Genomic DNA, 25,623 nt, shown 5'->3' on the forward strand with positions numbered 1-25,623 from the left:
TCTTAGACTCCGACCATCTGTCAGGGAGACACAGCTATGCAGCGCTTTCGTGGTTTGGCTTTAGGTTTGATCGGGCTGGCAGGCGTGGCACAGGCGCAAACGCCCGTGCCAGACGATCCGCTGCTGGAAAGCAGCACCGCAGGCAGTCACTCCACAACCAGCAGCGAAGCCCGCGGTGTGTTGCGCGCTCGCGATCAAGCGGTGCTTGCCAGCGAACTGCCCGGCAGAGTGGTCGAGTTGCCGTTCAGTGAAGGCGAGTCCTTCAAAAAGGGTGACACCCTGGCACGTTTCGACTGCTCGGCCTTTCAGGCGCAGCTCAACGCCGCACAGGCTGCCAGCCGGGGTGCCGGCGAAGAGCTGGCCCACAACAAACAACTCGCTTCGTTGAACTCGGTCGGGCGTTTCGAAGTGGCGCGAGCCGAAGCCAAACTCAGCGAAATCCAGGCGCAATCTCAGGTTTATCAGGTTCAGGTCAAACGCTGCAGCGTCGTCGCGCCGTTTGACGGCCAGGTCGTCGAACGCAAGGTTCAGCGTTATGAAAGCGTCGCCGCCGGTGCGCCGCTGTTGGACATCGTCGACAACCGCAGCCTGGAAATCCACCTGCTGGTGCCCTCGCGCTGGATGAGCAAGCTCAAGCCCGGGCAGACCTTCAGCTTCATTCCTGATGAAACCGGCCAACCGCTCGATGCCACGGTAAAACGCCTTGGCGCGCGAATCGACGAAGGCAGCCAGACCTTGCTGCTGGTCGCAACGGTGCCCAACGCCAGCGGCTTGCTGGCCGGGATGAGTGGCACGGCGCGCTTCGCGGAGCTCAAATGAACGCGCCCGTCACCGGTGGCGCCGAACAGGTCTTCGCGCGCTTTCTGGAGCTGGAGCGCCAGACCCGCGCCGCACGCACTACCGAACAGCTGGCTTACAGTTTGGCCAACGACGGTCAATCCTTGTTCGGCTTTCGTCACGCGGCGCTGTTGATCGCCGGCAAGGTGCGGGCGATCACCGGCGTTAGTGCCGTGGAGCCGAATGCGCCGTTTGTAGCGTTCGTCGAGCAAGCGGTGGCGCAGTTGTTCAAGCTCGAGCTGGTAAAACAGGCGCGGGTTATACCGGCTACTGTGTTAAGCGGCCCGATTCAGGCCGACTGGCAAAGTCTTTCTGCCGCACAGGTGTTCTGGCTGCCGTTGATTGATCGCCAGGGCCAGGTATTCGGCGGTTTGTGGCTGGCCCGCGATGTGCCGTGGAACCCGTCCGAGCAAGTGCTGTTGTCGCAACTGGGCGACACTTACAGTCACGCCTGGCTGGCGTTGCAACCGCGTCAACCGTGGCGCTTGCGCTGGACCCGCAGACGCCAGGTCGCCTTGGCAGCGGTGCTGGTGCTGGGCTTGTTGATCCCGGTACGCCAGTCGGTGCTGGCGCCTGCCGAAGTCGTGCCACTCGGCGGTCGGGTGGTGGCGGCACCGTTGGACGGGGTGATCGCCGAGTTCCTGGTCAAACCCAATCAGAGCGTGAAGACCGGCGACCTGTTGCTGCGCTTCGAAGGCACCACACTCAAAGCCCAGGCCGATGTCGCCAACCGTGCCTTGGGCGTGGCGGAAGCCGAGCTCAAGGCCAATGCCCAGCGCGCCTTTGCCGACGCCGAATCGAGTTCGAAAATTGATTTGCTGGCCGCACGCGTCGAGCAGAAGCGTGCCGAACGCGATTACGCCCGTGAACTGCTCAAACGCAGCGAAGTGCGTGCCGAGCGCGACGGCATTGCGGTGTTCGCCGACGCCGAACGCTGGACCGGCAAACCGGTGCAGACCGGCGAGCGGCTGATGGAAATCGCTGACCCGAGCCAGGCGGAGTTGCGTATTGAGCTGGCTGTTGGCGATGCCATTGCACTGGAGCCCGGCGCGCAGGTGGCGCTGTTTCTCGACAGCGATCCGTTGCAACGCCATTCGGCCAGGCTTGAACGCTCGGCCTATGAAGCGCAACCGACGGCCGGTGGCCAGTTGGCGTATCGGCTTGACGCCAGTTTCGAGGCCGCGCCGCCGCGTATCGGCTTGCGCGGTACGGCGAAAATCTTCGGGGATCGCGCGCCGCTGGCGCTGTACCTGTTGCGCAAGCCGCTGGCCGGTTTGCGCCAAAGCGTAGGTCTCTAGATGACATTGCCGAGCCTGCGTGCCGATTTACAGTTGCAGATGGCCGCCCCGGCGCTGGACGGGTCGCCGCGCTGGACCTTGGCCGACCCGCTACGCGGGCGCTACTTCAAACTTGGTGCAGCCGCCATGCGCTTGCTGCGTCATTGGTCTTTGGGCGATCCCGAGCAAGTACTGCGCGCCGCGAATCGCGAACCGGGCTTGCCGCTGGACGTCACGGAGCTTGAGCAGTTGCTGAGTTTTTTGCGGGCCCACGACCTGATTTCCGCCCTCGACCCGCAACAGCGCGCCAGTTATGGCATCAAGGCCGCGGCGCAACGTCAGAGTGTCTGGCAGATCTTGCTGCATCAATACCTGTTCTTCCGGGTTCCACTGTGGCGCCCCGACGCTTTCCTCAATCGCGCCTGGCCATGGCTCGCGCGTTTTGGCCCCGGTGCGCTGCGCTATGGTTTGCCGCTGACCCTGGGTCTGGGGATATTTCTGGTGTCGCGAGACTGGCAGCGCTTCATCGCGACCTTCCCGCACTTGTTCAGCCTCGGCGGTGCGTTGGCGTTCGGGGTCGCGTTGTTCTTCGCCAAGCTCTGTCATGAATTCGGCCACGCCTTCATGGCCAAGCGCGCTGGCTGTCGGGTGCAGAGCATGGGGGTGGCGTTCATGGTGCTGCTGCCGATGTTCTACACCGATGTCAGCGACGCCTGGCGGGTGAATGATCGGCGCGCGCGGTTGCTGATCGGCGCGGGCGGGGTGCTCGCCGAGTTGTTGCTGGCGTGTATCGCCTTGCTCGCCTGGTCACTGTTGCCGGACGGGCCGGCGCGGACGGCGGCGTTCATGCTCGCCAGCGCGACCTGGCTCACTACGCTTGCGGTCAACCTGAACCCGTTCATGCGTTTCGATGGTTATTTTTTGCTCAGCGACTTCTGGGAAGTGGACAACCTTCAGGGCCGGGCATTTGCCTTATGTCGTTGGCGATTGCGCGAGGCGCTGTTCGGTTACGGCGCGCCGGCCCCCGAGCCTTGGTCGCCGTCGATGCAGCGGCGTTTGCTGTGGTGGGGATACGGCTCGTGGCTGTGGCGCGCAGTGCTGTTTTTCGGGATTGCGCTGGCGGTGTATCACCTGTTCTTCAAATTGTTGGGGATCTTCCTGATGATGGTTGAGCTGGTGTGGTTCATCTTCTTGCCAATTGCGCGTGAATGGCGCGAATGGTGGAACCGCCGCGAACAGGCCCATGCGCCGCGGGCGTTGCTCAGTGGTTTGGGGTTGTTGGCGGTGATAGCCGTGTTGGTGCTGCCGTGGCGTAGCGCGGTGGAACTGCCGAGCATGCTGGAGGCTGGCCGTGTCAGTGCCTTGCATGCGCCGGTGGCGGCCCGGGTCAAACAGCTGAATGTCCGCGACGGACAGATCGTCGCCCAGGGCGATGTGTTGATTGAGCTGGAGTCGCCGGACCTGGACTCGCGTCAGGCCATCGCGCGCCGGGAAATCGAGATCCAGCAATTGCAGATGCGACGTCAGGCCGGACGCAGCGAAACCGCCGCCGATGCGGGCATCGTTGAACAGCGGTTGGCGGAGGCGGTGGCCGAGTATCGCGGTTTGGCGGCGCAGCGCGAGCGTCTGTTGCTGCGGGCGCCCCAGGCCGGTCAGGTGCGCGATCTGCTGCCGCAACTGGCCGTTGGCCGCTGGTTGTCGCCCAAGGAGACGCTGGCCCGGGTTGTCGAAGAGGGGGCGCGGCTGCGCGGTTATCTGGCCGAAGCCGAGCTGTGGCGGGTTGCGCCCGGTGCGACGGGACGGTTTATCGCCGAGGACCCGATGCACCCGGCGGTGGCGGTCGAGTTGACTGAAATCGACACCAACGGTGCGGCGGTTGTCGATCAGGAAGCGCTGACCTCCGACCACCACGGGCCGATCGCCGTGCGCCGTGATCAGAGCCAGCGCGCCGAGCCTGTGCAAGCGCAATACGCGGTGCGGCTCAAAGTCCTCGAGAGCATTGTCACCCCGGTGCAGCCATTGCGGGGCCTGGTGGTGTTGCAGGGTCGCAGTGAGTCGTTGCTGGGAACCGCCTGGCGTCGATTGGCGGCGTTGGGCGTGAGGGAGAGTGGTTTTTAGCGCAAGGAGCATCACGATGCTGAACAACAATGCCAATGCCGCAGAGGGTCTGGTGGTGCGCCCTTCACGGGCAACCGATGGGCCGTTTCTGGAAAGCCTCTATCATGCGGCGCGCCCCGATCTGCAATGGATCGACGGCGAACGCGAGTTGGTCGAGGAGGTCATCGCCCAGCAGTTTCGGGTGCAGGAGCTGGGGACCGGGGAGCGCTTCCCCAACGCGATGCACTATGTGGTCGAGAAACTCGACACCCCGATTGGCGCCTTGACCGCCGAGTTTGGCAGCAACGAAATTCGCGTCCTGTACCTGGCGTTCATTCCAGCGGCCCGAGGCAAGGGCTATGGCCGTACGGTGCTGCAAGGCGTGCAAAAAGCTGCCGAACAGGTGCGCTGCCCGGTGAGCACGGTGGTCTGGGCCAGCAACCCCCATGCGCGCCAGCATTATCTGGCGCTGGGGTTTTTGGTCGAGGAGCAAAATCCGGCGGCCGAACGCCTGGTCTGGTATCCCGGTCAGCCGCAGGTTCTGGTCAGTTGAAGGTGATGTAGAAATACGCCCGGCTTGCATCGCGCCCCGACGCCGGTGTGCGCGATACAAATATGCCTTCGGTACGACCCAGCTCAGGCAAGTCGATAGCACAGTGACCATCGACGAACGAGGTGAGATCCGGGCTGCTCAAGGTCACGCCAAAAGGCATTCGGCTGCTCTCTGACAAGCGTGCCCTGGGCGCGTCCTCTACCGATTCGATGATCACGGACAGCTCGCTGCCATCCTCCAGGTACAGCCTGGTGGGTGTTTCCAATAGCTGTCGAAAATGATTGCTGTTGACCTGTTGCTGCATGGCCTGGCTCCAGAAAAGTAAAGAGCCGGAGCCTTGGGCCCCGGCGGCATGTTCAGTTGCGAGACGGGAAAAGGCCGTTGAGGCACAGGCTGAAATTCAACACCAGGAAGGGGTTCATCGTGTCCATGGGCACGCCACCACCGATGGGCGCTACGGTGACGGCGACGTTGACTGTGCCGGCAACGCTGGTGCTGACGCCTTGCAGCGGCACGGGCGCAGTGCCCTGTGCGGTGGAGTAGATGTTGGCCAGGCCCGGGCCGCCGCCGGAGGCACCGAGAAAGGCATTAGTCGTTGATGGCACGCTCAGGGGAGTGGCGGCAACACTGGCCAGGTTGACGGTCGTAGTGGCGTTCAGGTTAGGGGTGCCGACGGCGGTCGCTGTGGGAGTGTGGATTGGCAGGTTGCTCACTTTGACCGCAGTTTGTTCGGCGCCGGAGGAGGTGCCGATCACCCGAGGGGTGAGGTTCAAGCCCAACCCCTGACACAGGGGCAGGCGCCCGCGCAGGTCCGGCAGCATGAAGTTTGTCGTGCCGTTGCCGCCATAATTGGTACCGAGCAAGGCGAACAGTGCCTGGAACTGGCCGACTTGCATGGTTTGCCCGTTGCACAGCGCCCAGCCGCTGGGCGGATAGTTGAAAGCGAAGGTCTGGATGGTTCCGGTAAACACTTCCATGGTTGTTATCCCTGTGTTTTTTGGAGGAAGCCGGCTTGTCCACCGACCACCGATCAGCGTAGCCGCTGAGACGAATGCCGCTACATTGCGTGCGTGCAGGGAATGGGGCAGCATCCACACCCAATTCAAGGTCCAAGCCTTATAGGGCCTTTTCAATCACCCAGGGGGACAGATGGAATACCGAAGAGAAACAGAGCTTGCCGGCAAGCCTGATGCGTGTGCTGCGCGCACTCGGCTGGCGGCCTCGGCGCGTCTGTTTCAATGGCTGACCGATTACGGGATCTGGCCAATTTTGCTGTTGGCGGCGTTCGTGCGGTTTTACGACCTGACAGCCGCGGCGATTTGGGGCGATGAAGGCTCCAGCCTGCTGATGAGCCAGTACGATCTGGCCGGGATCTGGTTCCACGCGGCCCGTGATGTGCACCCACCGCTCTACTTCATGGTGCTGCACGGCTGGATCGAGCTGTTTGGCGACAGCATGCTCTCGATCCGCGGCCTGAGTGCGCTGCCGGGGATCGCCACGGTGGCAATGGGCGTCTGGTTAGTACGGTTGATCGCCAACCCGCGGGTGGCGTTGCTGGCCGGGTTGTTGCTGGCGCTATTCCCCTCGGCGGTGCGTTACAGCCAGGAAGTGCGGATGTATTCGCTGCTGGGCGTGTTGCTGCTGGGTGCGACGATTGCACTGGTGTATTGGGTCAAACAGCCCCAGCGCGCACGGTATCTGGTGATCTATGCACTGCTGATGGCTGCCGCGTTTTACACCCATTACTTTACGGCCCTGTGCGTGATTGCCCATTGGTTGTACCTGCTGGTGCTGCGGGTTCAGCCAGGCGAGCGGTTGCGGCATATCAACCGCCCGGGCTGGTGGCTGACCAACGCGGCGATCGTGCTGCTGTTCCTGCCGTGGGTCCCGCAGCTGCTGAGCCTGGTTCAGCACATGCCGGAACTCAAGGCCAGCGGCGATGTGGGTTGGGAGGATCCGGTCAACCTCAGCTCCCTGCCGTCCATGGTCTGGACCTTCATGATCCAGAGCGATGACGACTTCCTGCCCAGGTCGGTGTTTTTTGCACTGCCGGTGCTGTTGCTGGCCGTGATCGTGTTGACGGTGCTGCGTGATCGTAGCGTCTACCGCTGGAGTGCCTTGCTGGCGATTTACGCGGTGGTGCCGCTGGTGCTGGTTTTCCTGGTGTCGTTCATTTCACCGGTGTTTATCGAACGCTACGTGACGGCCTTCGCGCTGGGGTTGCCATTGATCATGGCCCTGAGCGTCGATGGCCTGAAAAAAGGGGCTCGGGTGCTGGCCCTGGCATTTCTCGTGCTGTTTATCGGCACTGAAGGGGTGGGCCTGAAAAACAACGCGACGGCCGATCCAAATGACCAGCTCAATGTGACGGTGGAGTTCATCAATCAGCATTACGAGCCAGGTGATCAGGTCGTCATCAGCGATCTGCTCTGGTACATGCCGTATGTCTACTACGATCGCACCGTCGTCCAGCCACGGCTCTTTACTCCGCCCTTGGCCAATGGCACGTCCAGTCGGCCGAATGCCTACGGTTTCGGTACGCTGGTAGAGGAGGCTGCCGACAAGATTTACCTCGATCGGCTCACCGATCTGCCGCCCGGAGCGCATCGTGTGTGGTTGTTCAGCACCGCTGACCAACCGGATGAGTTCGCACCATTGCCTGCCGATTGGCAGAAGATCAGTGAAAAAGTCGCCGGCAATGCGCGGGCGCGGTTGTTTGTCATCAACAGCCCTAAAAAATAACGTGTAGTACGACGAAGAACGTCAGTTACCCGCAAATCGGAAAATCAAAAGATCGCAGGCTGCGCCTGAACCGCGGAGCTGCCGAAGGTTCGGGCCGCGTTCGGACGATCTTTTGACGTTCAGGCTTCAAACGACGGTATCTGCAAGTCAGTTATCAGCTTAAACGTTCCACTCTGTCCGCTTTCGTTACAACCACACCTTTAGAAGGGTTTTTGCTCCGATTTGATATCAAAACACCACTAGTTGGATCCAAATTCGTAGGCTACGCTCTGTTCTACAAAGGACTGACGACTACGGTGAAGGGATTGCAGAAGTTCCACTTTATCTCCGGCTTACCACGCTCAGGCTCGACCCTGCTGTCTGCGATCCTGTTGCAGAACCCGTGTTTTCACGCCGGTATGACCAGCCCGGTCGGAGCCCTGTTCAGCGGCGTTCTCGAGCAGTGCAGTGCCGGCAGCGAGTTCGGCGCGGTGATCGACACTCCGTTGCGGCGGCGCTTGCTTCGCGGTCTGTTTGACTCCTTCTACGCCGACCAGGCTGATAAACAGATCGTCTTCGACACCAATCGCCAATGGAGCTCAAGGCTTCCGGCGCTTAACGATCTGTTTCCCCAGGCCAAGGTCATCGCCTGCGTGCGCAATGTCGCCTGGGTCATGGACAGCCTTGAACGGCTGTATCGCGCCAATCCTTTCGAAAATACCAAACTGTTCGGCGATGCGGTCGAGCGCAACACGGTATACAGCCGTTGCGAAACGCTGGCGCAGCGCAATCGCCTGGTGGGGTTTGCCTGGGCCGCACTCAAGGAGGCCTATTACGGCGAGCACGCCGAATCGTTGCTGATCGTCGATTACGATCTGCTGACCCAGGCCCCCGAGCGGGTCATGCGGCTGATCTACGATTTCATCGGCGAACCCTGGTTCGAACATGACTTCAATCACCTGGCCTACGATGCGCCGGAATTCGATCAGGCGCTTGGGGTGGCGGGGTTGCACAAGGTCAAGCCCAGGGTTTCCCTGGAGTCACGGCGCACCATTCTGCCGCCGGACCTGTTTGCGCAATACGCTGAACTGTCCTTCTGGCTCGATGGCTCTGCCAGCGCTGCCAATGTCATTCGTATGAAAGCCGACGCCGCGATCAGTTGATCGCGGCGTTTTCATTTGCGTGGTATGAACGTTCGAGTCTGGGTGAGCAACATGTGGTGGAGCAAAGGCAAGTCGCGGATCACGGAGGGCGCACGCGTCCTGGCATCGCCATTGATCATGTCCCTGGAACCGCGAATGCTGTTCGACGGCGCGGTGGCGGCCACGGTGGCCGATACCGCTCAGGCTGACAGCCACACCACCGCAGACGCCGCTAAGGCACCGGTCACCGATCACCCGGCCGCGAGCAAGGACACCCATGCCCAGGCCGACAATGCGGCACCGGTGGCGCCAGCCCCCACCGCCGTTCCAGGGCAGAGCGTGGTGTTCGTCGACGCCCGGGTCAAAGACTCTGACAGCCTGCTCAAAGGCGTGGCCCCTGGCACCCAGGTGGTCCAGCTCGATGCGAGCAAGGACGGCTTGCAGCAGATCGCCGATTACCTCGGTCAGCATCAGGGCATCAGCTCGGTGCAGATCATCGCCCACGGCAACGCCGGTGACCTGTGGCTGGGTGACAGCTACCTGTCGGCCGACAATGTTGCGTCCCGCAGCGCGGTGCTGGCTGAAATCGGCAAGGACATGAACGTCGGCGGCGATATTCTGATCTACGCCTGCTACACCGCCGAAGGTACGAGTGGCTTGAGTTTTGTCGACTCGCTGGCGCAGTTGACCGGCCGTGATATCGCCGCCTCGAACAACCGCACCGGCGTGGGCGGCGACTGGGATCTGGAAGTCGCCACAGGGAATATCGAAAGCGCCAACGTGCTGTCTAAAACCGCCATGAGCGAGTACCAATGGGGCCTGGCGACCTGGACCGCCAGCAACAATAGCAACACGGGCGTGGGTTCGTTGCGCGCCGCGATTGCCTCGGCGCAGAACGGCGATATCGTCACCTTCAACACCAGCATGACGGTGCAGCTCACCTCCGAGTTGCAGGTCAGCAAGAACATCACCATCGAGGGTGACCTGAACCACGATGGCGTGGCGGATGTGACCCTGGACGGTCAGTACAAGACCCGGGTGATCGAGATCGCCTCGGGCAGCACCGTCACCCTCGACGGCTTGGTAATCACCCGAGGCCTGGTTTCGGGTACGGGTGGCAATGGTGGCAATGGCGCGACCGGGTCCATGGGCGGCGGGATTTTCAACGCCGGGCTCCTGACTCTGAAAAACGTCAGCGTGACTTCTAACGCGGCCTCGGGCGGCGGTGGTGGCGGCGGTGTTACCGGGGCGTTTTATGGCGGTGGCGGTGGTGGCGGCGGCGGGTTGGGCGGCCAGGGCGGCGGCCACGGCGGTACGGCCGGACCGGGCACCGGCACCTTGGGCGGTCAGGCGGGCGGTGGCGGCGTGGGCGGCTACGGCGGCGGTTACGACGCCGTTCACATGGGCGGTCGCGGCGGCACCAGCACCGGTGGTTCGGGCGGTATCGGGGTTGCCTATTACAGCAACGGCGGTAATGGCTCGACGGCCACCAACGGCACGATTTCCATCGGTGGCGGCGGTGGCGGCGCTGGTTGGGACAAGGTCGGCGGCGCGGGTGGCAACGCGGCGGGCGGGGTCTACAACGCCTCGACCGGTACCATGACCATCATCGGGACGTCGCACATCACCAACAACATCGGTGCCGGCGGCGGCGGTGGTGGCGGTGGTGGTTACGGCAGCAACGCCAGCAACGGCGGGATTGGCGGCAGGGGGGTCGGTGCAATCTGGAACAAAGGCACCTTGCTGATCACCGCGGCCAACTTCGCGGCCATTGCCGGCAACGCAGCCGGCAGCGGTGCCGGTGGTGCGGCACTGGGCGGTGGCACGACAGGCACCAGCCCGACGGCGGTAGCGACGATTTACAACGACGGTGGCGTCCTGAATACCGCGTATGCGCCGCCGGCCAATGCGACCATCGTGGTGGCGGACACCTCGCTGACAATCGGCGAAACCTCACTGGTCACCTTCACGTTCTCCGAGGCCGTCAGCGGTTTCACCAACGCCGACCTGACCGTGGCCAACGGTACCCTGAGCGCAGTGAGCAGCAGCGATGGCGGGGTCACCTGGACGTCGACCTTTACCCCGAGTTCAAGCGTCACGGGCAGCACCAACCACATCATCCTGGACAACACCGGCGTCCAGACCGTGTCGCTGGGCGGTGTCGGGGTCGGCACCACTTCGTCCAATAATTACGCCGTCGACACCGTGCGGCCAACGGCGACCGTTGTGGTCGCCAGTAGCACAGTGAACATCGGCGGATCCACAGTGACCATTACGTTCAGCGAAGCGGTGACAGGTTTCAGCAACGCCGACCTGACTGTTTCCAACGGCACCCTGAGCGCGGTGAGCAGCAGCGACGGCGGCATCACCTGGACCGGGACTTTCACCCCGACCGCGAGCATCACCGACACCACCAACCTGATCACCCTGGACAACACCGGGATCGCCGATCTGGCCGGTAATGCGGGCACCGGCAGCACCGATTCGAACAACTATGCCATCGACACCGTGCGCCCGACCGCGACCATCGTGGTGGCTGACAGTACCCTCACGGCCGGTGAGACATCGTTGGTGACCATTACCTTCTCCGAGGCGGTGAGCGGATTCACCAACGCCGACCTGAGCATCGCCAATGGCACCTTGAGCGCGGTGAGCAGCAGCGACGGCGGGATCACCTGGACCGCAACTTTCACCCCGACCGACGGGGTATCGGATGCCACCAACCTGATCACCCTGACCAACACGGGGGTCAATGACCTGGCGGGCAATGCTGGCAGCGGTACTACCGATTCCGGCAACTACGTGATTAACACCGCGCACCCGACCGCGACCATTGTGGTGGCCGACAACGCCTTGAGTATCGGTGAAACCTCGCTGGTGACCATCACCTTCAGTGAGGCGGTGACCGGTTTCACCAACGCCGACCTGACGATTGCCAATGGCACGCTGACCGCGGTCAGCAGCAGCGATGGCGGCGTGACCTGGACGGCGACCTTTACCCCGACCAACGCCATTACCGACGCGACCAACCTGATCACTTTGGACAATACCGGCGTGCAAAACTCGGTGGGCAACATCGGCCTGGGCACGTCCAACTCAAACAACTACGCTATCGACACTGTTCGGCCGACGGCGACCGTCGTGGTGGCAGACAACGCCTTGAAAATCGGCGACACCTCGCTGGTGACCATCACTTTTTCCGAGGCGGTGACCGGCTTCACCAACGCCGATTTGACGATTGCCAACGGTACGCTGACCGCGGTCAGCAGCAGCGATGGCGGCATTACCTGGACCGCGACCTTTACCCCAAGCGCCAGCACCACCGACGCGACCAACCTGATCACCCTGGACAACACCGGGATCGCCGATCTGGCCGGTAATGCGGGCAGCGGCAGCAGCGATTCGAACAACTATGCCATCGACACCGTGCGCCCGACCGCGACCATCGTGGTCGCGGACAACGCCTTGAAAATCGGCGACACCTCGCTGGTGACCATCACCTTCTCCGAGGCGGTGAGCGGTTTCACCAACGCCGACCTGACGATTCCCAACGGCACACTGAGCGCAGTCAGCAGCAGCGATGGCGGCATCACCTGGACCGCCACCTTCACCCCGACGGCGGGCATTCACGACACGACCAACCTGATCACCCTGGCCAACACCGGCGTGGCCGACCTGGCCGGTAATGCCGGTAGTGGAACCACCGATTCCGGCAACTTCACCATCGATACCGTGCGTCCAACGGCGACCATCGTGGTGGCCGACAACGCGCTGAAGATTGGCGAAACCTCACTGGTGACCATCATCTTCAGCGAGGCGGTGACTGGTTTCACCAACGCCGACCTGACGATTGCCAATGGCACGCTGACCGCGGTCAGCAGCAGCGATGGTGGCGTGACCTGGACGGCGACCTTTACCCCGACCAGCGCCATTACTGACGCCACCAACCTGATCACCCTGGACAATACCGGCGTGCAACACGGTTCCGGTAACGTCGGCAGCGGCACCACCGACTCGAACAACTACGCCATCGACACCGTGCGCCCGACCGCGACTGTCGTGGTCGCGGACAACGTCTTGAAAATCGGTGATACCTCGCTGGTGACCATCACCTTTTCCGAGGCGGTGACCGGCTTCACCAATGCCGACCTGACGATTGCCAACGGCACGCTGACCGCGGTCAGCAGCAGTGATGGCGGCATTACCTGGACCGCGACCTTTACCCCAAGCGCCAGCACCACCGACGCGACCAACCTGATCACCCTGGACAACACCGGGATCGCCGATCTGGCCGGTAATGCGGGCAGCGGCAGCACCGATTCGAACAACTTCGCCATCGACACCCAGCGTCCGACCACCACGATTGTGCTGGCCGACCCGACACTGGCAGCTGGGGAAACCTCGCTGGTGACCATCACCTTCTCCGAGGCGGTGACCGGTTTCACCAACGCCGACCTGACGATTCCCAACGGCACGCTGACCGCCGTGAGCAGCAGTGATGGCGGCATCACCTGGACGGCCACCTTCACCCCGACTTCGGGCATAAAAGACACGACCAACCTGATCACCCTGGCCAACACCGGCGTGGCTGACCTGGCCGGTAACGCCGGTAGCGGCACCACCGATTCCGGTAACTTCACCATCGACACCGTACGGCCGACCGCGACCATCGTGGTCGCTGACAACGCCTTGAATATCGGTGAAACCTCGCTGGTGACCATCACCTTCTCCGAAGCGGTAACCGGATTCACCAACGCTGACCTGACCATCGCCAACGGCACGCTGACCGTGGTCAGCAGCAGCGATGGCGGCATCACCTGGACCGCGACCTTTACCCCGAGCGCCAGCACCACCGACGCGACCAACCTGATCACCCTGGACAATACCGGCGTGCAGAACGGTTCCGGTAACGTCGGCAGCGGCACCACCGACTCGAACAACTACGCCATCGACACCGTTCGCCCGACCGCCACCATTGTGGTGACGGACACCGCGCTGGGGATCGGTCAAACCTCGTTGGTGACCATCACCTTCTCTGAGGCGGTGACCGGTTTTACCAACGCCGATCTGACGATCGACAACGGTACGCTGAGTGCGGTGAGCAGCAGCGATGGCGGCGTGACCTGGACCGCCACACTGACGCCGGTGAACGGCGTCACCCACAGCGGCAACGTGATCACGCTGGACAACACCGGGATTGCCGATCTGTCCGGCAACGCCGGTACCGCGACCACCGATTCCAATACATACGCTATCGACAGTCAGCGCCCGACCGCGACTATCGTGGTCGCTTCGCCAACGCTGGCAGCCGGGCAGACGTCGCTGGTGACCATCACCTTCTCCGAGGCAGTGACCGGTTTCGACAACAGTGACCTGAGCGTGCCCAACGGCACCCTGACCAGCGTCAGTTCCAGCGATGGCGGCATCACCTGGACGGCCACCTTCACCCCGACTTCGGGCATAAAAGACACGACCAACCTGATCACCCTGGCCAACACCGGCGTGGCCGACCTGGCCGGTAACGCCGGTAGCGGCACCACCGACTCCGGTAATTTCACCATCGACACCGTGCGTCCAACGGCGACTGTCGTGGTGGCCGACAACGCCTTGAATATCGGTGAAACCTCGCTGGTGACCATCACCTTCAGCGAGGCGGTGAGTGGTTTCACCAACGCCGAGCTGACCATCGCCAACGGCACGCTGACCGCCGTGAGCAGCGGCGATGGCGGCGTGACCTGGACGGCGACCTTTACGCCGACCAGCGCCATTACTGACGCCACCAACCTGATCACCCTGGACAATACCGGCGTGCAGAACGGCTCCGGCAACGTGGGGGCGGGCACCACCGACTCGAACAACTATGCCATCGACACCCAGCGTCCGACGGCGACCATCGTGGTGACGGACACCGCGCTGGGAATCGGCCAAACCTCGCTGGTGACCATCACCTTCTCTGAGGCGGTGACCGGCTTCACCAACGCCGATTTGACGATTGCCAACGGCACCTTGACCGCCGTGAGCAGCAGCGACGGTGGTATCACCTGTACGGCAACCTTTACCCCGAGCGCCAGCATCACCGACACCACTAACCTGATCACTCTGGACAACACCGGCGTGGTGGACCTGTCCGGCAACACCGGGGCCGGTAGCACCGACTCCAACAACTTCAGCATCGATACCCAGCGTCCGACCGCGACCATCGTGCTGGCCGACCCGACGCTGACCGCCGGTGAATCTTCGCTGGTGACCATCACCTTCTCCGAAGCGGTGACCGGGTTCGACAACAGCGACCTGAGCGTGCCCAACGGCACCCTGACCAACGTCAGCAGCAGCGATGGCGGTGTAACCTGGACCGCCACCTTCACCCCGACCTCGGGCATAAAAGACACGACCAACCTGATCACCCTGACCAACACCGGCGTGGCTGACCTGGCCGGCAATGCGGGCAGCGGCACCACCGACTCGGGCAACTTCACCATCGACACACAGCGTCCGACCGCGACCATCGTGGTGGCCGACAACGCGCTGAAGATTGGCGATACCTCGCTGGTGACCATCACCTTCTCCGAGGCGGTAACCGGTTTCACCAACGCCGACCTGACCATCGCCAACGGCACGCTGACGGCGGTCAGCAGCAGCGATGGCGGCGTGACCTGGACCGCGACCTTTACCCCGAGCGCCAGCATCACCGACGCGACCAACCTGATCACTCTGGACAACACCGGCGTGCAGAACGGTTCTGGCAACGTCGGTACAGGCACCACTGATTCGAACAACTACGCGATCGACACGCAACGTCCAACCGCAAGCATCGTGGTGGCCAATCCGCTGCTGGGCATTGGCCAGACCTCGCAGGTGACCATCACCTTCAGTGAAGCGGTCAGTGGTTTCGATCTGTCCGACCTCAGCGTGGCCAATGGCACATTGTCCAATTTGCTGAGCAGCGACGGCGGCAAGACCTGGACGGCGACCCTGACGCCGACCGCCGCGGTCAACGATGCCACCAACCAGATCGTGCTCGACACCGCCAATGTGCAGGACAGCGCCGGTAACGCGGGCAGCACCGTAAGCCTGTCCAACAATTACGTGCTCGATGCCGACCGGCCTACCGGGACCATCGTCGTTGCCAAACCGCTGCTGGGCATCGGTCAGACTTCGGGGGTGACCATCACCTTCAGTGAAGCGGTGACCGGTTTCGACCTGTCCGATCTGAGCGTGACCAACGGCACGCTGTCCAATCTGGCCAGCAGTGACGGTGGCAAGACCTGGACCGCGACGTTCACGCCGACGGCGAATGTGACCGATCCCACCAATCTGATTGTGCTCGACAACAGTAACGTGACCGACAAGGCAGGCAATGCCGGGGCGGGACTGGCCATCTCCAACAACTACGCCCTGGACAGTGATCGTCCCACGGCGACCATCGTCATCGCCAACCCGAACCTGGGCGTTGGCCAGACCTCGCAGGTGACCTTCACCTTCAGCGAGGCAGTGAAGCATTTCGATTTGTCCGACATCAGCGTGGCCAATGGCACCCTCACCAACCTGAGCAGCAACAACGGTGGCAAGACCTGGACGGCTACGCTGACCCCAACGGCCAATATCAACGATGCAACCAATTTCATCGGGCTGGACAGCAGCAATGTGACTGACCGCGCCGGGAACGCGGGCACTGGGGTCGCGATCTCCAACAACTTCGTCATCAACACCGTGCCCGCTGTGCCAGCGGTGGTCTCGGTCGGCGATCCGCAGTTCCGGATCAGCGACCCGGCACCGCCGCAAAGCACTCCGAACGCGCCGTTGCAGCCGATTGTCTTCACGCCGCCGACCGGAAATCTCGGCTCACCGCTGACTTTTGCACCGCTATTCGAACAGCGGGTGTTGGGCGATGGCATTCGCCCACTGGGGGATATTTTCATCAATCGCGGCGCACTGAGCCCCAGCTATATCGCTCAGGTGTTCACTAGCAGCGACAGCGCCGGGAATGGTTCCGCTCACGGCTTCCTGGGGTTTGGCGGGGGTGATGGCGGGGTGTTTGGCAGCAGCACGCTGTCGAGCCTGTTCAGTCATGAATCGAGCAGTGGCGACAGTTCGCTGAACACGTTCGGCGACAGATCGATCCAGCGTGGCGGTGATGTTTCCCAGGGCCTGCACGGTGTCTATGGCGCACTGACCTTGGGTGAACAACTTCAACAACTTGAAAATACGGAGAAGCAGCAGATCCAGGCATTGGCTGCGGCGTTGCAACAGGTCGGCGTCAGCGAAATGCAGGCCTGAATAAAAACCTGAATTGATGCGGTACTAGGGGCGGTCCAAGGATGAAAAGAAGTCAGAAACTATTCGGCGCCAGCCTGCTGGCGCTGGCAATCAGCGGATGTGCGGTGACCAGTGAGCCGATTGAACGCAGCGTCAGCGAGCAGCGCGCCAGAAGCGATTTGGCGAGCATGTACAAGGATCAGGAACCCCTTAGCGGCCCACTGACGCTGCATCAAGCCATGGCCCGCGCAGTGAAATACAACCTCGAAGGCCGGTTGAAAATCATGGAAGAGGCGTTGGCCAAGCGCCAACTCGACCTCGCCAGCTTCGACATGCTGCCGCGCATGGCTCTGGACGCCGGTTATGTAGGGCGCAACAACACCAGCGCCGCCAGCAGCCAGAGCGTTCGCACCGGCACCCAGTCCCTCGAACCTTCGACCTCCCAGGACCGCGATCGCAGAGTCGCCGACCTGACCATGGTGTGGAACGTCCTCGACTTCGGCGTCAGCTACATCAACGCCAAGCAGCAAGGTGATCAACGGCTGATCGTTCAGGAACGCCGGCGTAAGGTCATCAACACCATCGTTCAGGACGTGCGCTCGGCGTATTGGCGGGCAGTGGCTGCTGAACGTCTGCTCAAGCAGATCGATAGTCTGATGGCGCGGGTCGATGCCGCGCGCGACAACAGCCAGAGCATGAGCGAGCAGCGCATCGGCGACCCGGTGCAGGCCTTGGGGTACCAGCGTTCGCTGATCGAAGCCACGCGCCAGCTTGAAGAACAGCGGCGGGCACTGTCGTTGGCGAAAACCGAACTGGCAACCCTGATCAACCTGCCGATGGGCACCGAGTTGACGTTGGCGACACCAGAGGATTATCCGATTCCGGAGCTGAAGGTCGGCATGGCCAGCCTTGAACAGGAGGCCCTGGCCAGCCGTCCGGAACTGCGCGAGCAGGATTATCAGACGCGCATCAGCACCGCCGAAACCCGCAAAGCCATGCTACGGCTGTTGCCGGGGCTGGAACTTTCGGCTGGCGGGCACTACGACAGCAACTCGTTTCTGGTCAACGACAAGTGGGCCGACTACGGGGTAAAAATCACCTGGAACCTGTTCAACGTGATTTCCGCTCCGGCGGCCATCGACGTCGCCAAGGCCGGTGAAGAAGTGGCCAAGGCGCGCCGTCAGGCGATGTCGATCGCGGTGCTGGCGCAGCTCTACGTGGCCAACGCCAACTACCGCGAAGCGCTGCGCCAGTTCCAGACCAACCAGCAGCTGTCGGACATCGACGGGCAGATTCTTGGCCAGTTGCGTAATCGCCATCAGGCCGCGGGCATCGGCGAACTGGAGCTGATCCAGGGCGAACTGAATACCCTGCAAGCCGACCTGCGTCGCGACCTGTCGTACGCCGACTTGCGTAACGCTTACGGGCAGATCTTCGCCAGCGCCGGGCTCGACCCGCTGCCGGATCAGGTGCAATCGACCCAGGTGCAGTCGATCGCCACTGAGCTGGCCAGCCGCGAGGACGCGTGGGCCGCCGGCAACATCACCGTGCCGCCAGCCCATGTCCAGACCCACTAATCTGCTGGCGCCCACGGCCAGCATCAGCCGGGCGCAACGCGAAGACCGCCACGGCCATCGCGGAGCGGCGATCCTGCTGACCGGTTTACCGGCGGCAGGCAAGTCGACCCTGGCCCAGGCGCTGCACGCCGCATTGTTCGAGCGCGGCGTGCAAAGCCTGGTGCTCGATGGTGATGGACTGCGGGTCGGGCTTAATCGCGACCTTGGGTTTGCCGACAAAGATCGCCAGGAAAACATCCGTCGCGCCAGCGAGGTTGCAGCACTGCTGGTGGAAAACGGGCAAATCGTGATTCTGGCGATGATTGCGCCGCTGGTTGAACTGCGAGAAGTCTTCGCCCGGCGCTTGGGTGAGGACTATCGCGAAGTCTGGTGCAGTGCTTCGCTCAGCGTTTGCGAACAGCGTGATCCGAAAGGTCATTACGCCCGTGCGCGCAGCGGTGAACTGCCGGGCTTTACCGGTATCTCCGCACCTTACGAGCCACCCGCGTCGGCGGCATTGGTGCTCGACACCGGCGTGCTGTCGGTGGACGCCTGCCTCGACCGCTTGCTGACCTGGCTCGGCGAATGCGCGGTGCTACCGAAGCGATGAGTCGACCGGCGTTTTCCCGACTGTCGGTGACAGTGCATTTGCCGTTGCTGTTACAGGCGTTGGCGCAGATCAAGGACAGTGACTGGCACAGCCATTTCAACCGCGATTATTACAGCGGCGACTGGAGCGGCGTGGCGCTTGTCAGTGCGGTCGACGCGCTGACGGAACTGTCACCCGGCCGTGGGGAAGCGGTGCCACGAGCGCCTTGGCTGCTCGATGGTCGCTGGCAGCATGCATTGCAGGCATTGCCGTTGGACATTGTCTCGGCAAGACTGCTGAAGCTGGGGCCCGGCAGTCGCATTCACGAGCACCGCGACTACGACCTTGAAGGGCCAGAGGCCGATCTGCGACTGCACATTCCGTTGCTAAGCCCGCCTGACGTCGACTTTCTGCTCGACGGTTTACGTATGCCGATGGAGGCTGGCGAGTGCTGGTTTCTCGACTTGTCGCGGCCCCACAGCGTCGACAATCGCGACCGCTGCGAGCGGGTGCATCTGGTGATTGATTGCAGGCCCAGTCCTTGGTTGGAGCAGGCGATTATCGATGGTGCGTCAACCACGCCTGTGCCGGGTGTTGGTCATGCGGCGCAAGCGCTGGAACAGTTTCGGTGGCTGCTGGAAAACGATCCGCAGCTCTGCAAAGTCTTGCAGGGCGTGACCAACAGCGAAGCCTTTATCGCCGCCACCTTGAAGTTGGCCGCCGAGCAGGGCCTGGCGTTCTCCCGTGAAGAGCTGCGTGCGGCGATGCGCAATGGCCGCCGCCAATGGAACGAAAAATGGAGCACCTGAACCTCGACGGCTGGTTGCCGATTCGCGTCTGGCAGCAGGCCGGGGAGTGGCGGGTCGATTGGTGCTGGTTCGGTGATAACCCCCTGCGTCAGCCGTTTTTCCGCGACGCGGTGGACGAAGCACTGCGCCTGCCATTCAACCAGGCCTTCCGCCGTCAAACGCCGCTGAGCAGGCTGAGTGATTGGCAGACGATCAGCCCAGGGCTGGCGCCAAGCGCATTCATTTTTCACGCCTCACGCTGTGGATCGACGCTGATCTGCCAGATGCTGGCGCAACTCGACAACCACATCGTCATTTCCGAACCGCCTCCACTGGATGCTTTGCTGCGCAGCGCACTGCCGCCCGCAGAACGCAACGCGGCGATTCGCGGTTTGCTCTCGGCCTACGGCCAACCGCGCCGAGGTGTGGAACAACGGTTGGTGATCAAACTGGACGCCTGGAACATCGGTGAGTTGAAGCGATTGCGCGAGTGTTTTCCTGAAACGCCCTGGCTGTTTGTCTACCGCGATCCGCTGGAAATCGCTGTGTCCCACCTGCGTCGTCCGGGCCTGCACATGGTGCCGGGGCTGATCGGCGCCAGTGCGTTGGATGATGGGGCTGCGTTCGAGGGGCGAGAAGACTTCATCGCTCGGCGCTTGGGCGAACTGCTGCAATTGGGCGTTGAACATTGCCGCGAATTTTCCGGGTTGGCGGTCAATTACCGTGAGTTGCCGGGCGCCATGGAGGGCCGTTTGGCCGCTTTTTTTGCGCTGAATACCGAGCAGCAGACGCTGGTGTTCAGCGCCGTAAACCAGCACGCCAAGCAACCGGTCGAAACGTTTGTGGCCGACAGCGAAGGCAAGCAACGAGAGGCCTCGCCGCTGCTCAGAGAACGCGTTGAGTGTTGGGTGCACGGGCCTTACGAAGCATTGGAGCAATGGCGAAGCGCTTCTTGTGGCGAGGGAGCTTGCTCCCGCTGGGCCGCGGAGCGGCCCTAAGCCTGACAACGGTATTTTGTCAGGCGCACCGCAATGGCTGAATGACGACGGCTTCGCCCGAACGCGGATCGGCCGACGGGAGCAAGCTCCCTCGCCACAGGTGAATCAACAGCTCAACTCTTCGACGACAGATCCGCCATGCCCTTGAGCAATTCGATCGGCAACGGAAAGACAATGGTCGAGCTCTTGTCGCCGGCGATCGAACTCAGCGTCTGCATATAGCGCAGTTGCATGGCGCCTGGCTGGCGACCGAGCATTTCAGCGGCTTGCATGAGTTTTTCCGAGGCCTGCAACTCACCTTCGGCGTGGATCACCTTCGCCCGCCGTTCGCGTTCGGCTTCGGCCTGTTTGGCAATGGCGCGGATCATCGACTCATTGAGGTCGACGTGTTTGATCTCGACGTTGGCGACCTTGATCCCCCAGGCATCCGTTTGTGCGTCCAGCACCTGCTGGACGTCGAAGTTCAAGCGTTCGCGTTCGGCCAGCAACTCATCGAGTTCATGTTTACCGAGCACCGCCCGCAAGGTGGTTTGTGCCAGTTGGCTGGTGGCCATGAGGAAGTCTTCGACCTGGATGATCGCTTTTTGCGGGTCGAGCACACGGAAGTACAGCACCGCGTTGACCTTCACCGAGACGTTGTCGCGGGTGATCACGTCTTGCGGCGGTACGTCGAGCACCACGGTCCGCAGATCGACCCGAACCATTTGCTGGACCACCGGAATCAACAGGATAAGCCCCGGGCCCTTGACCTGCCAGAAGCGTCCAAGCTGGAACACCACCCCACGCTCGTATTCGCGCAGGATGCGGAAGGTCGACCCTGCCAGTGCAATCAGCAGCACCAACAGCGCGGCAAAACCCAGTTGTAGACCCATGATCATTCTCCTTGCGGCGCCGCGTCAGCCACGGCCACTTCCAGCAGCGTTCCCTTGCGCGCCACCACTCGCACCCGTTGCCCGGAATGCAGGGGTGTCTTGCAGTGCACCTGCCAGCGTTCACCTTGCAAATGCACCCAGCCCTTGTGCGTGTTGTGGCCCTGCAACGCAGTCACCTGCGTGACGCTGCCGAGCAGTCCGGCATCGCCACTGACAATGTGGCGCGGTCGGGTTTTCAGGGCGTGGATTAGCAGGGCGATCAACAGCAGGGCGCTGATCAGTCCAAGACCGATGATCAGTGGCGCAGGGACATCGGCGTTGCTCACCATCACCGCGCCGATCACGAACATCGAGATACCGCCCAGCCCGACCACACCGTAATTGGGCACCACCACCTCTGCCACGAGAAGCGCGATACCTACCATCATCAGCCAGACGCCGAGCGGGTTGGGGACGACCACCACAACCGTATCTGTCGCGAAAGCCGATCCGCTCAAACCCAACAACAGCGCAACCACACACCACCAGCGAGTGTTCACTTGACCCTCCAGGAGAGTCATCCGTCCGCGAGCCACACAGCGGCCCTGCCTTTAGTCTAGTTGAGCCTTGGATTGAACGAATTTTGATCAGCGATAGCTGACGCTTCCAGTGGGCAGATTTCTCATCGCAGTCCGATAGCGGGCCTAGACTTCAAAGGAGACGCCAACCTGTTTAATCATTGTCCGCCCGCCTTGCGACGGACACCGAGGTGCATCATGCGTATGGCAAGAACCGTGCAGCGCAGTCTGGAAGAGGCGCACTGCGAATTTGATGTAGTGACTCACCCGCATTCGGCCAGCAGCCTGGAAACCGCCCGGGTGGCGGGCATTCCTGCTGAGCGCGTGGCGAAATCGGTGATCCTCGACGACCACCACGGCCACTACCTGATGGCCGTGTTGCCGGCCAGCCGGCATCTGGACCTGACCAAAGTGCGCGGCAGCGGTGAATGGCAAGTCACCCGCGAAAGCACCCTGGCCCATCTGTTCAACGACTGTGAACGCGGCGCCGTTCCGGCCCTGGGTGAATCCTATGGCCTGGACATGGTCATCGACCCGTTGCTGACCCGTCAGAAAGAGATCTACGTCGAAGCCGGCAACCACAACAACCTCGTGCACTTGAGCATGGACCAGTACCTGAAAATGGTGCCTCATGCCGAAGTCTGCGAGTTGAGTCAGTAGCCATTATTGGCGGTGAATGCACCGCCGCCATCGCGGGCAAGAACTAGGCGTCCCCCCGGCTCCCACAGGAACCGCCGTGTGTGGGAGCGTGGCTTGCCCGCGATGGACTGCGCAGCAGTCCCCGACCATCCCCTCTGAAACCCAGGAGCCAACCCATGGAATCACCTACCCACAGTCTCCCCAACCTGTTCAAACAACTCGGCCTGCCCGACGATGCCGAAAGCATCGACAAATTCATCGCCACCCACTCACCGCTCAAACCCGAGCTGCACCTGGCCGACGCCTTCTTCTGGACCAAGAGCCAGGCGGATTTCCTGCGCGAGGACATCCTCGACGATTCCGATTGGGCGGAGGTGGTGGATCAACTGGATGTGCTGCTGAGGAAGGGGCGGGGGGTGTAAAAATCTTAGGAGAAATGGCAAATCGTGCAAAAAACTGATGAGCGATGAAAAAATCTGGGCTTTAATCGGATTTCTGAACTTTTTCTGTGGACTCGCACGATGCTCTTGGTTGGATACGCCTACCTGCACGATGCCTTAAGACTCAAAGCCATTGCGCCTACGCGTGTGGCGATGGTCAAACCCGTCACCCGCGTATCCATGATTGGAGATTGCCTGGCCGTTCCACAGTCAGTGGCACCTGCAAGCAACTCGACCCTTGAGCACATTTTTTTTGCGCTCAAACACGAAGGTATCAATCTCGGCATTCTGGCCCAAGCACTTGAGTCTGTGCCTGCTGAAGAGCTGCTCCAGGAATTAGCCAAGGCCCCGAACGGTGTATTCGTTCGAAAAGCCTGCTATCTCTGGGAAGGTTTAACCCACCGGCGACTCGACTACGAAGCATCAGTGAATAGCCGATTTTCACCGCTGTTTGATCCGGCGCGGTATATCACTGGCCCTGCTGTTAGAAACACACGCTGGCGCATTGAGTTTAACGGCCTCGGCTCCCTTCGCTACTGCGCCACTGTTGAGCGGACTTCCGAGCTTGAAGCCTTGCTCGGCCTCGACATCCTCGGCCGCGCCAAAACCTTCATCGCAACGTTACCGGCAGAGATGATGGACCGAGCCATCAACTGGGCGTATTTCCACGAAACCCGTGACTCCTTTGCCATCGAGAGGGAAGAACCCAGCGATGAAAAGTCCCGGCGCTTCGTTCAATTGCTGCGCCAGGCCCATGATGGTCGCGAGCTGAGCGAAGAGTACTTGGTGGAATTACAGAACAGCACGGTCTCCAATCCGTTCGACAAAGCCGCCTTGTTTCGCCACGAACAAAACCATCTGCATAACGGCCTACGTGGTGCTGCCGGGGTCAGCTATGTCCCGCCTGAACCGGGCCTGTGCCGTGAGTTGATGAGCGAGTTGATGACCTTCGCCAATCAGTCTTCGCAAAAGGTCGATCCGCTGGTGGCGGCTGCCGTGACCGCGTTTGGTTTCGTCTTTCTCCATCCGTTCATGGACGGTAATGGCCGACTGTCACGCTTTCTGATCCACCAGACCCTGTGTCATTCCGGCGCTCTGGAAAATGGCCTGCTGCTGCCGGTGTCCGTGGCCATGAAACACGAAGAGTCTAGCTATCTAGCCGCCCTTAAGGACTTCTCGCAACCGGCCCGCGACTTCTGGAATGTCACCTGGCTGGACGCCGACCAAATGGCTTTCGAGTTCATTGGCCATCCCTCGATCTACCGCTTCTGGGACGCCACCCGCTGCGTCGAATTTACCCTGCAAATGGCCCGCCGCGCCCTCGAAGTCGAACTGCGCGAAGAAACCGAATTCCTCGACCGCTATGACCGCATCGTCAAAGCCGTGAACCAACGTTACGACGTACGCGGCTGCGACCTGTCGAAGCTGGTGATGATGTGCCTGGACAACGAGGGCAAGGTTTCAAAGCATCGACGCAAGCAGTTCCAGTACAGCGTGCCGGAGGAGGTGTTTGATTTTATTGAGGGTGAGGCGGGGCGACTGCTGGGCGATGTGTGAAAGGGCCGGAAAGCTCGAGGAAAAATCTGGGGGAAAAGTAAAAAAATCTGAAGGAAAACTGTATCTGTCAGTTTTTTCTGGGGGGTTGCCCATAGGGAGTCTGTAGACCAGAATAACGACCTGAATTGAGGTCTTAATTATGCAAAATGTTCTGGCCGACATGGCCGTCAGCGTCTCCGAACTGAAGAAAAACCCGTCTGCGGTACTGAACGGTGCCCACGGTGGGCCAGTCGCAGTGCTTAATCACAACCGGGTAATGGGCTACATGGTACCGGCCGAGGTGTTCGAGTCCATGATGGAGCGTTTGGACGATCTTGAACTTGCCGAGCTTGTTCGCGCTCGAAGCCATGAAACCCCGGTCCCGGTCAGTCTGGATGACCTATAAACTCGAATTCCTGCCTTCCGCGCTCAAAGAGTGGGACAAACTGGGACATACCCTGCGTGATCAGTTCAAGAAGAAACTGGTTGAGCGACTCCAATTGCCCCGGATTCAGTCGGACGCCCTGCACGGGATGCCTGATTGCTACAAAATCAAACTGAAAGCTTCGGGATACCGGTTGGTTTACCAGGTGATTGACGAGCGCGTGGTCGTCTCTGTGGTGGCTGTCGGCAAGCGCGAACGCAGTGCCGTGTACGAACGGGCTAAAAAACGCTAGGAAAAGTCCGTAGCAGTTTTGCTCGGTTGCGCCCCCCGAAATGCCCCCCTATAGTTCGACACGTCGCCGCACATCGGTGACAGGATTT

At 61.6% G+C, this 25,623-nt stretch carries 20 protein-coding genes; 16 read left to right on the forward strand and 4 right to left on the reverse strand.

Annotated features, from left to right (window positions below; genetic code table 11):
• The first annotated feature begins 36 nt into the window (after positions 1-36).
• From BK658_RS05475 to BK658_RS05490, 4 genes are read left to right on the forward strand one after another with little or no spacing between them, the layout of a single operon-like run.
• The gene (locus BK658_RS05475) at positions 37-819 is read left to right on the forward strand and encodes an efflux RND transporter periplasmic adaptor subunit (RefSeq protein WP_123581410.1); all 783 of its coding nucleotides are present in this window, start codon (positions 37-39) and stop codon (positions 817-819) included.
• Entirely contained in the window at positions 816-2,135 is a 1,320-nt protein-coding gene (locus tag BK658_RS05480) for an efflux RND transporter periplasmic adaptor subunit (protein WP_123581411.1), read from the forward strand. Before BK658_RS05475 ends, BK658_RS05480 begins: the two co-directional genes overlap by 4 nt.
• A complete protein-coding gene (locus tag BK658_RS05485) occupies positions 2,136-4,232 on the forward strand; it encodes a site-2 protease family protein (protein ID WP_123581412.1) in 2,097 nt (698 codons plus the stop codon). It abuts the gene before it with no gap.
• Positions 4,233-4,248: 16 nt separating this feature from the next.
• The gene (locus BK658_RS05490) at positions 4,249-4,764 is read left to right on the forward strand and encodes a GNAT family N-acetyltransferase (RefSeq protein ID WP_123581413.1); all 516 of its coding nucleotides are present in this window, start codon (positions 4,249-4,251) and stop codon (positions 4,762-4,764) included.
• Here the strand turns inward: BK658_RS05490 and BK658_RS05495 are convergent.
• Both BK658_RS05495 and BK658_RS05500 read right to left on the reverse strand, forming a co-directional pair.
• Positions 4,757-5,068 (reverse strand): DUF6916 family protein, encoded by a 312-nt coding sequence (locus BK658_RS05495; protein ID WP_123581414.1) that lies wholly within the window; start codon positions 5,066-5,068, stop codon positions 4,757-4,759. The two genes, BK658_RS05490 and BK658_RS05495, sit on opposite strands and share 8 nt — an antisense overlap.
• A gap of 52 nt (positions 5,069-5,120) precedes the next feature.
• The gene (locus tag BK658_RS05500) at positions 5,121-5,741 is read right to left on the reverse strand and encodes a phage tail protein (protein ID WP_123581415.1); all 621 of its coding nucleotides are present in this window, start codon (positions 5,739-5,741) and stop codon (positions 5,121-5,123) included.
• Positions 5,742-5,913: 172 nt separating this feature from the next.
• On the opposite strand from BK658_RS05500, the gene BK658_RS05505 reads away from it, so the two are divergent.
• The 7 genes from BK658_RS05505 (at position 5,914) to BK658_RS05535 (ending at position 20,814) form a co-directional block, all read left to right on the forward strand.
• Complete coding sequence (locus BK658_RS05505; protein ID WP_123581416.1) at positions 5,914-7,506, forward strand: glycosyltransferase family 39 protein; 1,593 nt, start codon at positions 5,914-5,916, stop codon at positions 7,504-7,506.
• Between the two features lie 296 nt (positions 7,507-7,802).
• Positions 7,803-8,648: a sulfotransferase family protein gene (locus BK658_RS05510; RefSeq protein ID WP_123581417.1), complete on the forward strand. Its 846-nt coding sequence runs from the start codon at positions 7,803-7,805 to the stop codon at positions 8,646-8,648.
• Between the two features lie 51 nt (positions 8,649-8,699).
• On the forward strand, positions 8,700-16,904 hold the full coding sequence (locus tag BK658_RS05515; RefSeq protein WP_123581418.1) for an Ig-like domain-containing protein: 8,205 nt from the start codon (positions 8,700-8,702) through the stop codon (positions 16,902-16,904).
• Positions 16,905-16,945: 41 nt separating this feature from the next.
• Positions 16,946-18,460, forward strand: a complete 1,515-nt coding sequence (locus tag BK658_RS05520; RefSeq protein ID WP_123581419.1) for a TolC family protein — start codon at positions 16,946-16,948, stop codon at positions 18,458-18,460.
• Positions 18,444-19,049 carry an adenylyl-sulfate kinase gene (gene cysC, locus BK658_RS05525; RefSeq protein ID WP_123581420.1) on the forward strand — a complete coding sequence of 202 codons (606 nt, stop codon included), beginning with the start codon at positions 18,444-18,446 and terminating at the stop codon, positions 19,047-19,049. The genes BK658_RS05520 and cysC overlap by 17 nt, the downstream gene beginning before the upstream one ends.
• Positions 19,046-19,837: an aspartyl/asparaginyl beta-hydroxylase domain-containing protein gene (locus tag BK658_RS05530; RefSeq protein WP_123581532.1), complete on the forward strand. Its 792-nt coding sequence runs from the start codon at positions 19,046-19,048 to the stop codon at positions 19,835-19,837. Before cysC ends, BK658_RS05530 begins: the two co-directional genes overlap by 4 nt.
• Positions 19,825-20,814: a sulfotransferase family protein gene (locus BK658_RS05535; protein ID WP_123581421.1), complete on the forward strand. Its 990-nt coding sequence runs from the start codon at positions 19,825-19,827 to the stop codon at positions 20,812-20,814. The genes BK658_RS05530 and BK658_RS05535 overlap by 13 nt, the downstream gene beginning before the upstream one ends.
• Positions 20,815-20,927: 113 nt before the next feature.
• On the opposite strand, the gene BK658_RS05540 is transcribed toward BK658_RS05535, so the two are convergent.
• Positions 20,928-21,686, reverse strand: coding sequence for a slipin family protein (locus BK658_RS05540; protein WP_123581422.1), 759 nt, complete (start codon positions 21,684-21,686; stop codon positions 20,928-20,930).
• A gap of 2 nt (positions 21,687-21,688) precedes the next feature.
• Positions 21,689-22,225: an NfeD family protein gene (locus tag BK658_RS05545; RefSeq protein WP_123581423.1), complete on the reverse strand. Its 537-nt coding sequence runs from the start codon at positions 22,223-22,225 to the stop codon at positions 21,689-21,691.
• Between the two features lie 216 nt (positions 22,226-22,441).
• Here BK658_RS05545 and BK658_RS05550 point away from each other — a divergent pair, with 216 nt between their 5' ends.
• The 5 genes from BK658_RS05550 to BK658_RS05570 all read left to right on the forward strand — a co-directional run bounded on the left by BK658_RS05550 (position 22,442) and on the right by BK658_RS05570 (position 25,535).
• Positions 22,442-22,903 carry an aminoacyl-tRNA deacylase gene (locus tag BK658_RS05550; protein ID WP_123581424.1) on the forward strand — a complete coding sequence of 154 codons (462 nt, stop codon included), beginning with the start codon at positions 22,442-22,444 and terminating at the stop codon, positions 22,901-22,903.
• 155 nt (positions 22,904-23,058) lie between these two features.
• Positions 23,059-23,304, forward strand: coding sequence for a DUF2789 domain-containing protein (locus BK658_RS05555; protein ID WP_019691148.1), 246 nt, complete (start codon positions 23,059-23,061; stop codon positions 23,302-23,304).
• A gap of 99 nt (positions 23,305-23,403) precedes the next feature.
• Positions 23,404-24,879 carry a Fic family protein gene (locus BK658_RS05560; protein ID WP_123581425.1) on the forward strand — a complete coding sequence of 492 codons (1,476 nt, stop codon included), beginning with the start codon at positions 23,404-23,406 and terminating at the stop codon, positions 24,877-24,879.
• Between the two features lie 139 nt (positions 24,880-25,018).
• A complete protein-coding gene (locus BK658_RS05565) occupies positions 25,019-25,264 on the forward strand; it encodes a type II toxin-antitoxin system prevent-host-death family antitoxin (RefSeq protein WP_123581426.1) in 246 nt (81 codons plus the stop codon).
• The gene (locus BK658_RS05570) at positions 25,254-25,535 is read left to right on the forward strand and encodes a type II toxin-antitoxin system RelE family toxin (protein WP_123581427.1); all 282 of its coding nucleotides are present in this window, start codon (positions 25,254-25,256) and stop codon (positions 25,533-25,535) included. The genes BK658_RS05565 and BK658_RS05570 overlap by 11 nt, the downstream gene beginning before the upstream one ends.
• The last annotated feature ends 88 nt before the right edge of the window (positions 25,536-25,623 follow it).

Source organism: Pseudomonas brassicacearum, from assembly GCF_003732175.1.
Classification (GTDB): Bacteria; Pseudomonadota; Gammaproteobacteria; order Pseudomonadales; family Pseudomonadaceae; genus Aquipseudomonas; species Aquipseudomonas brassicacearum_G.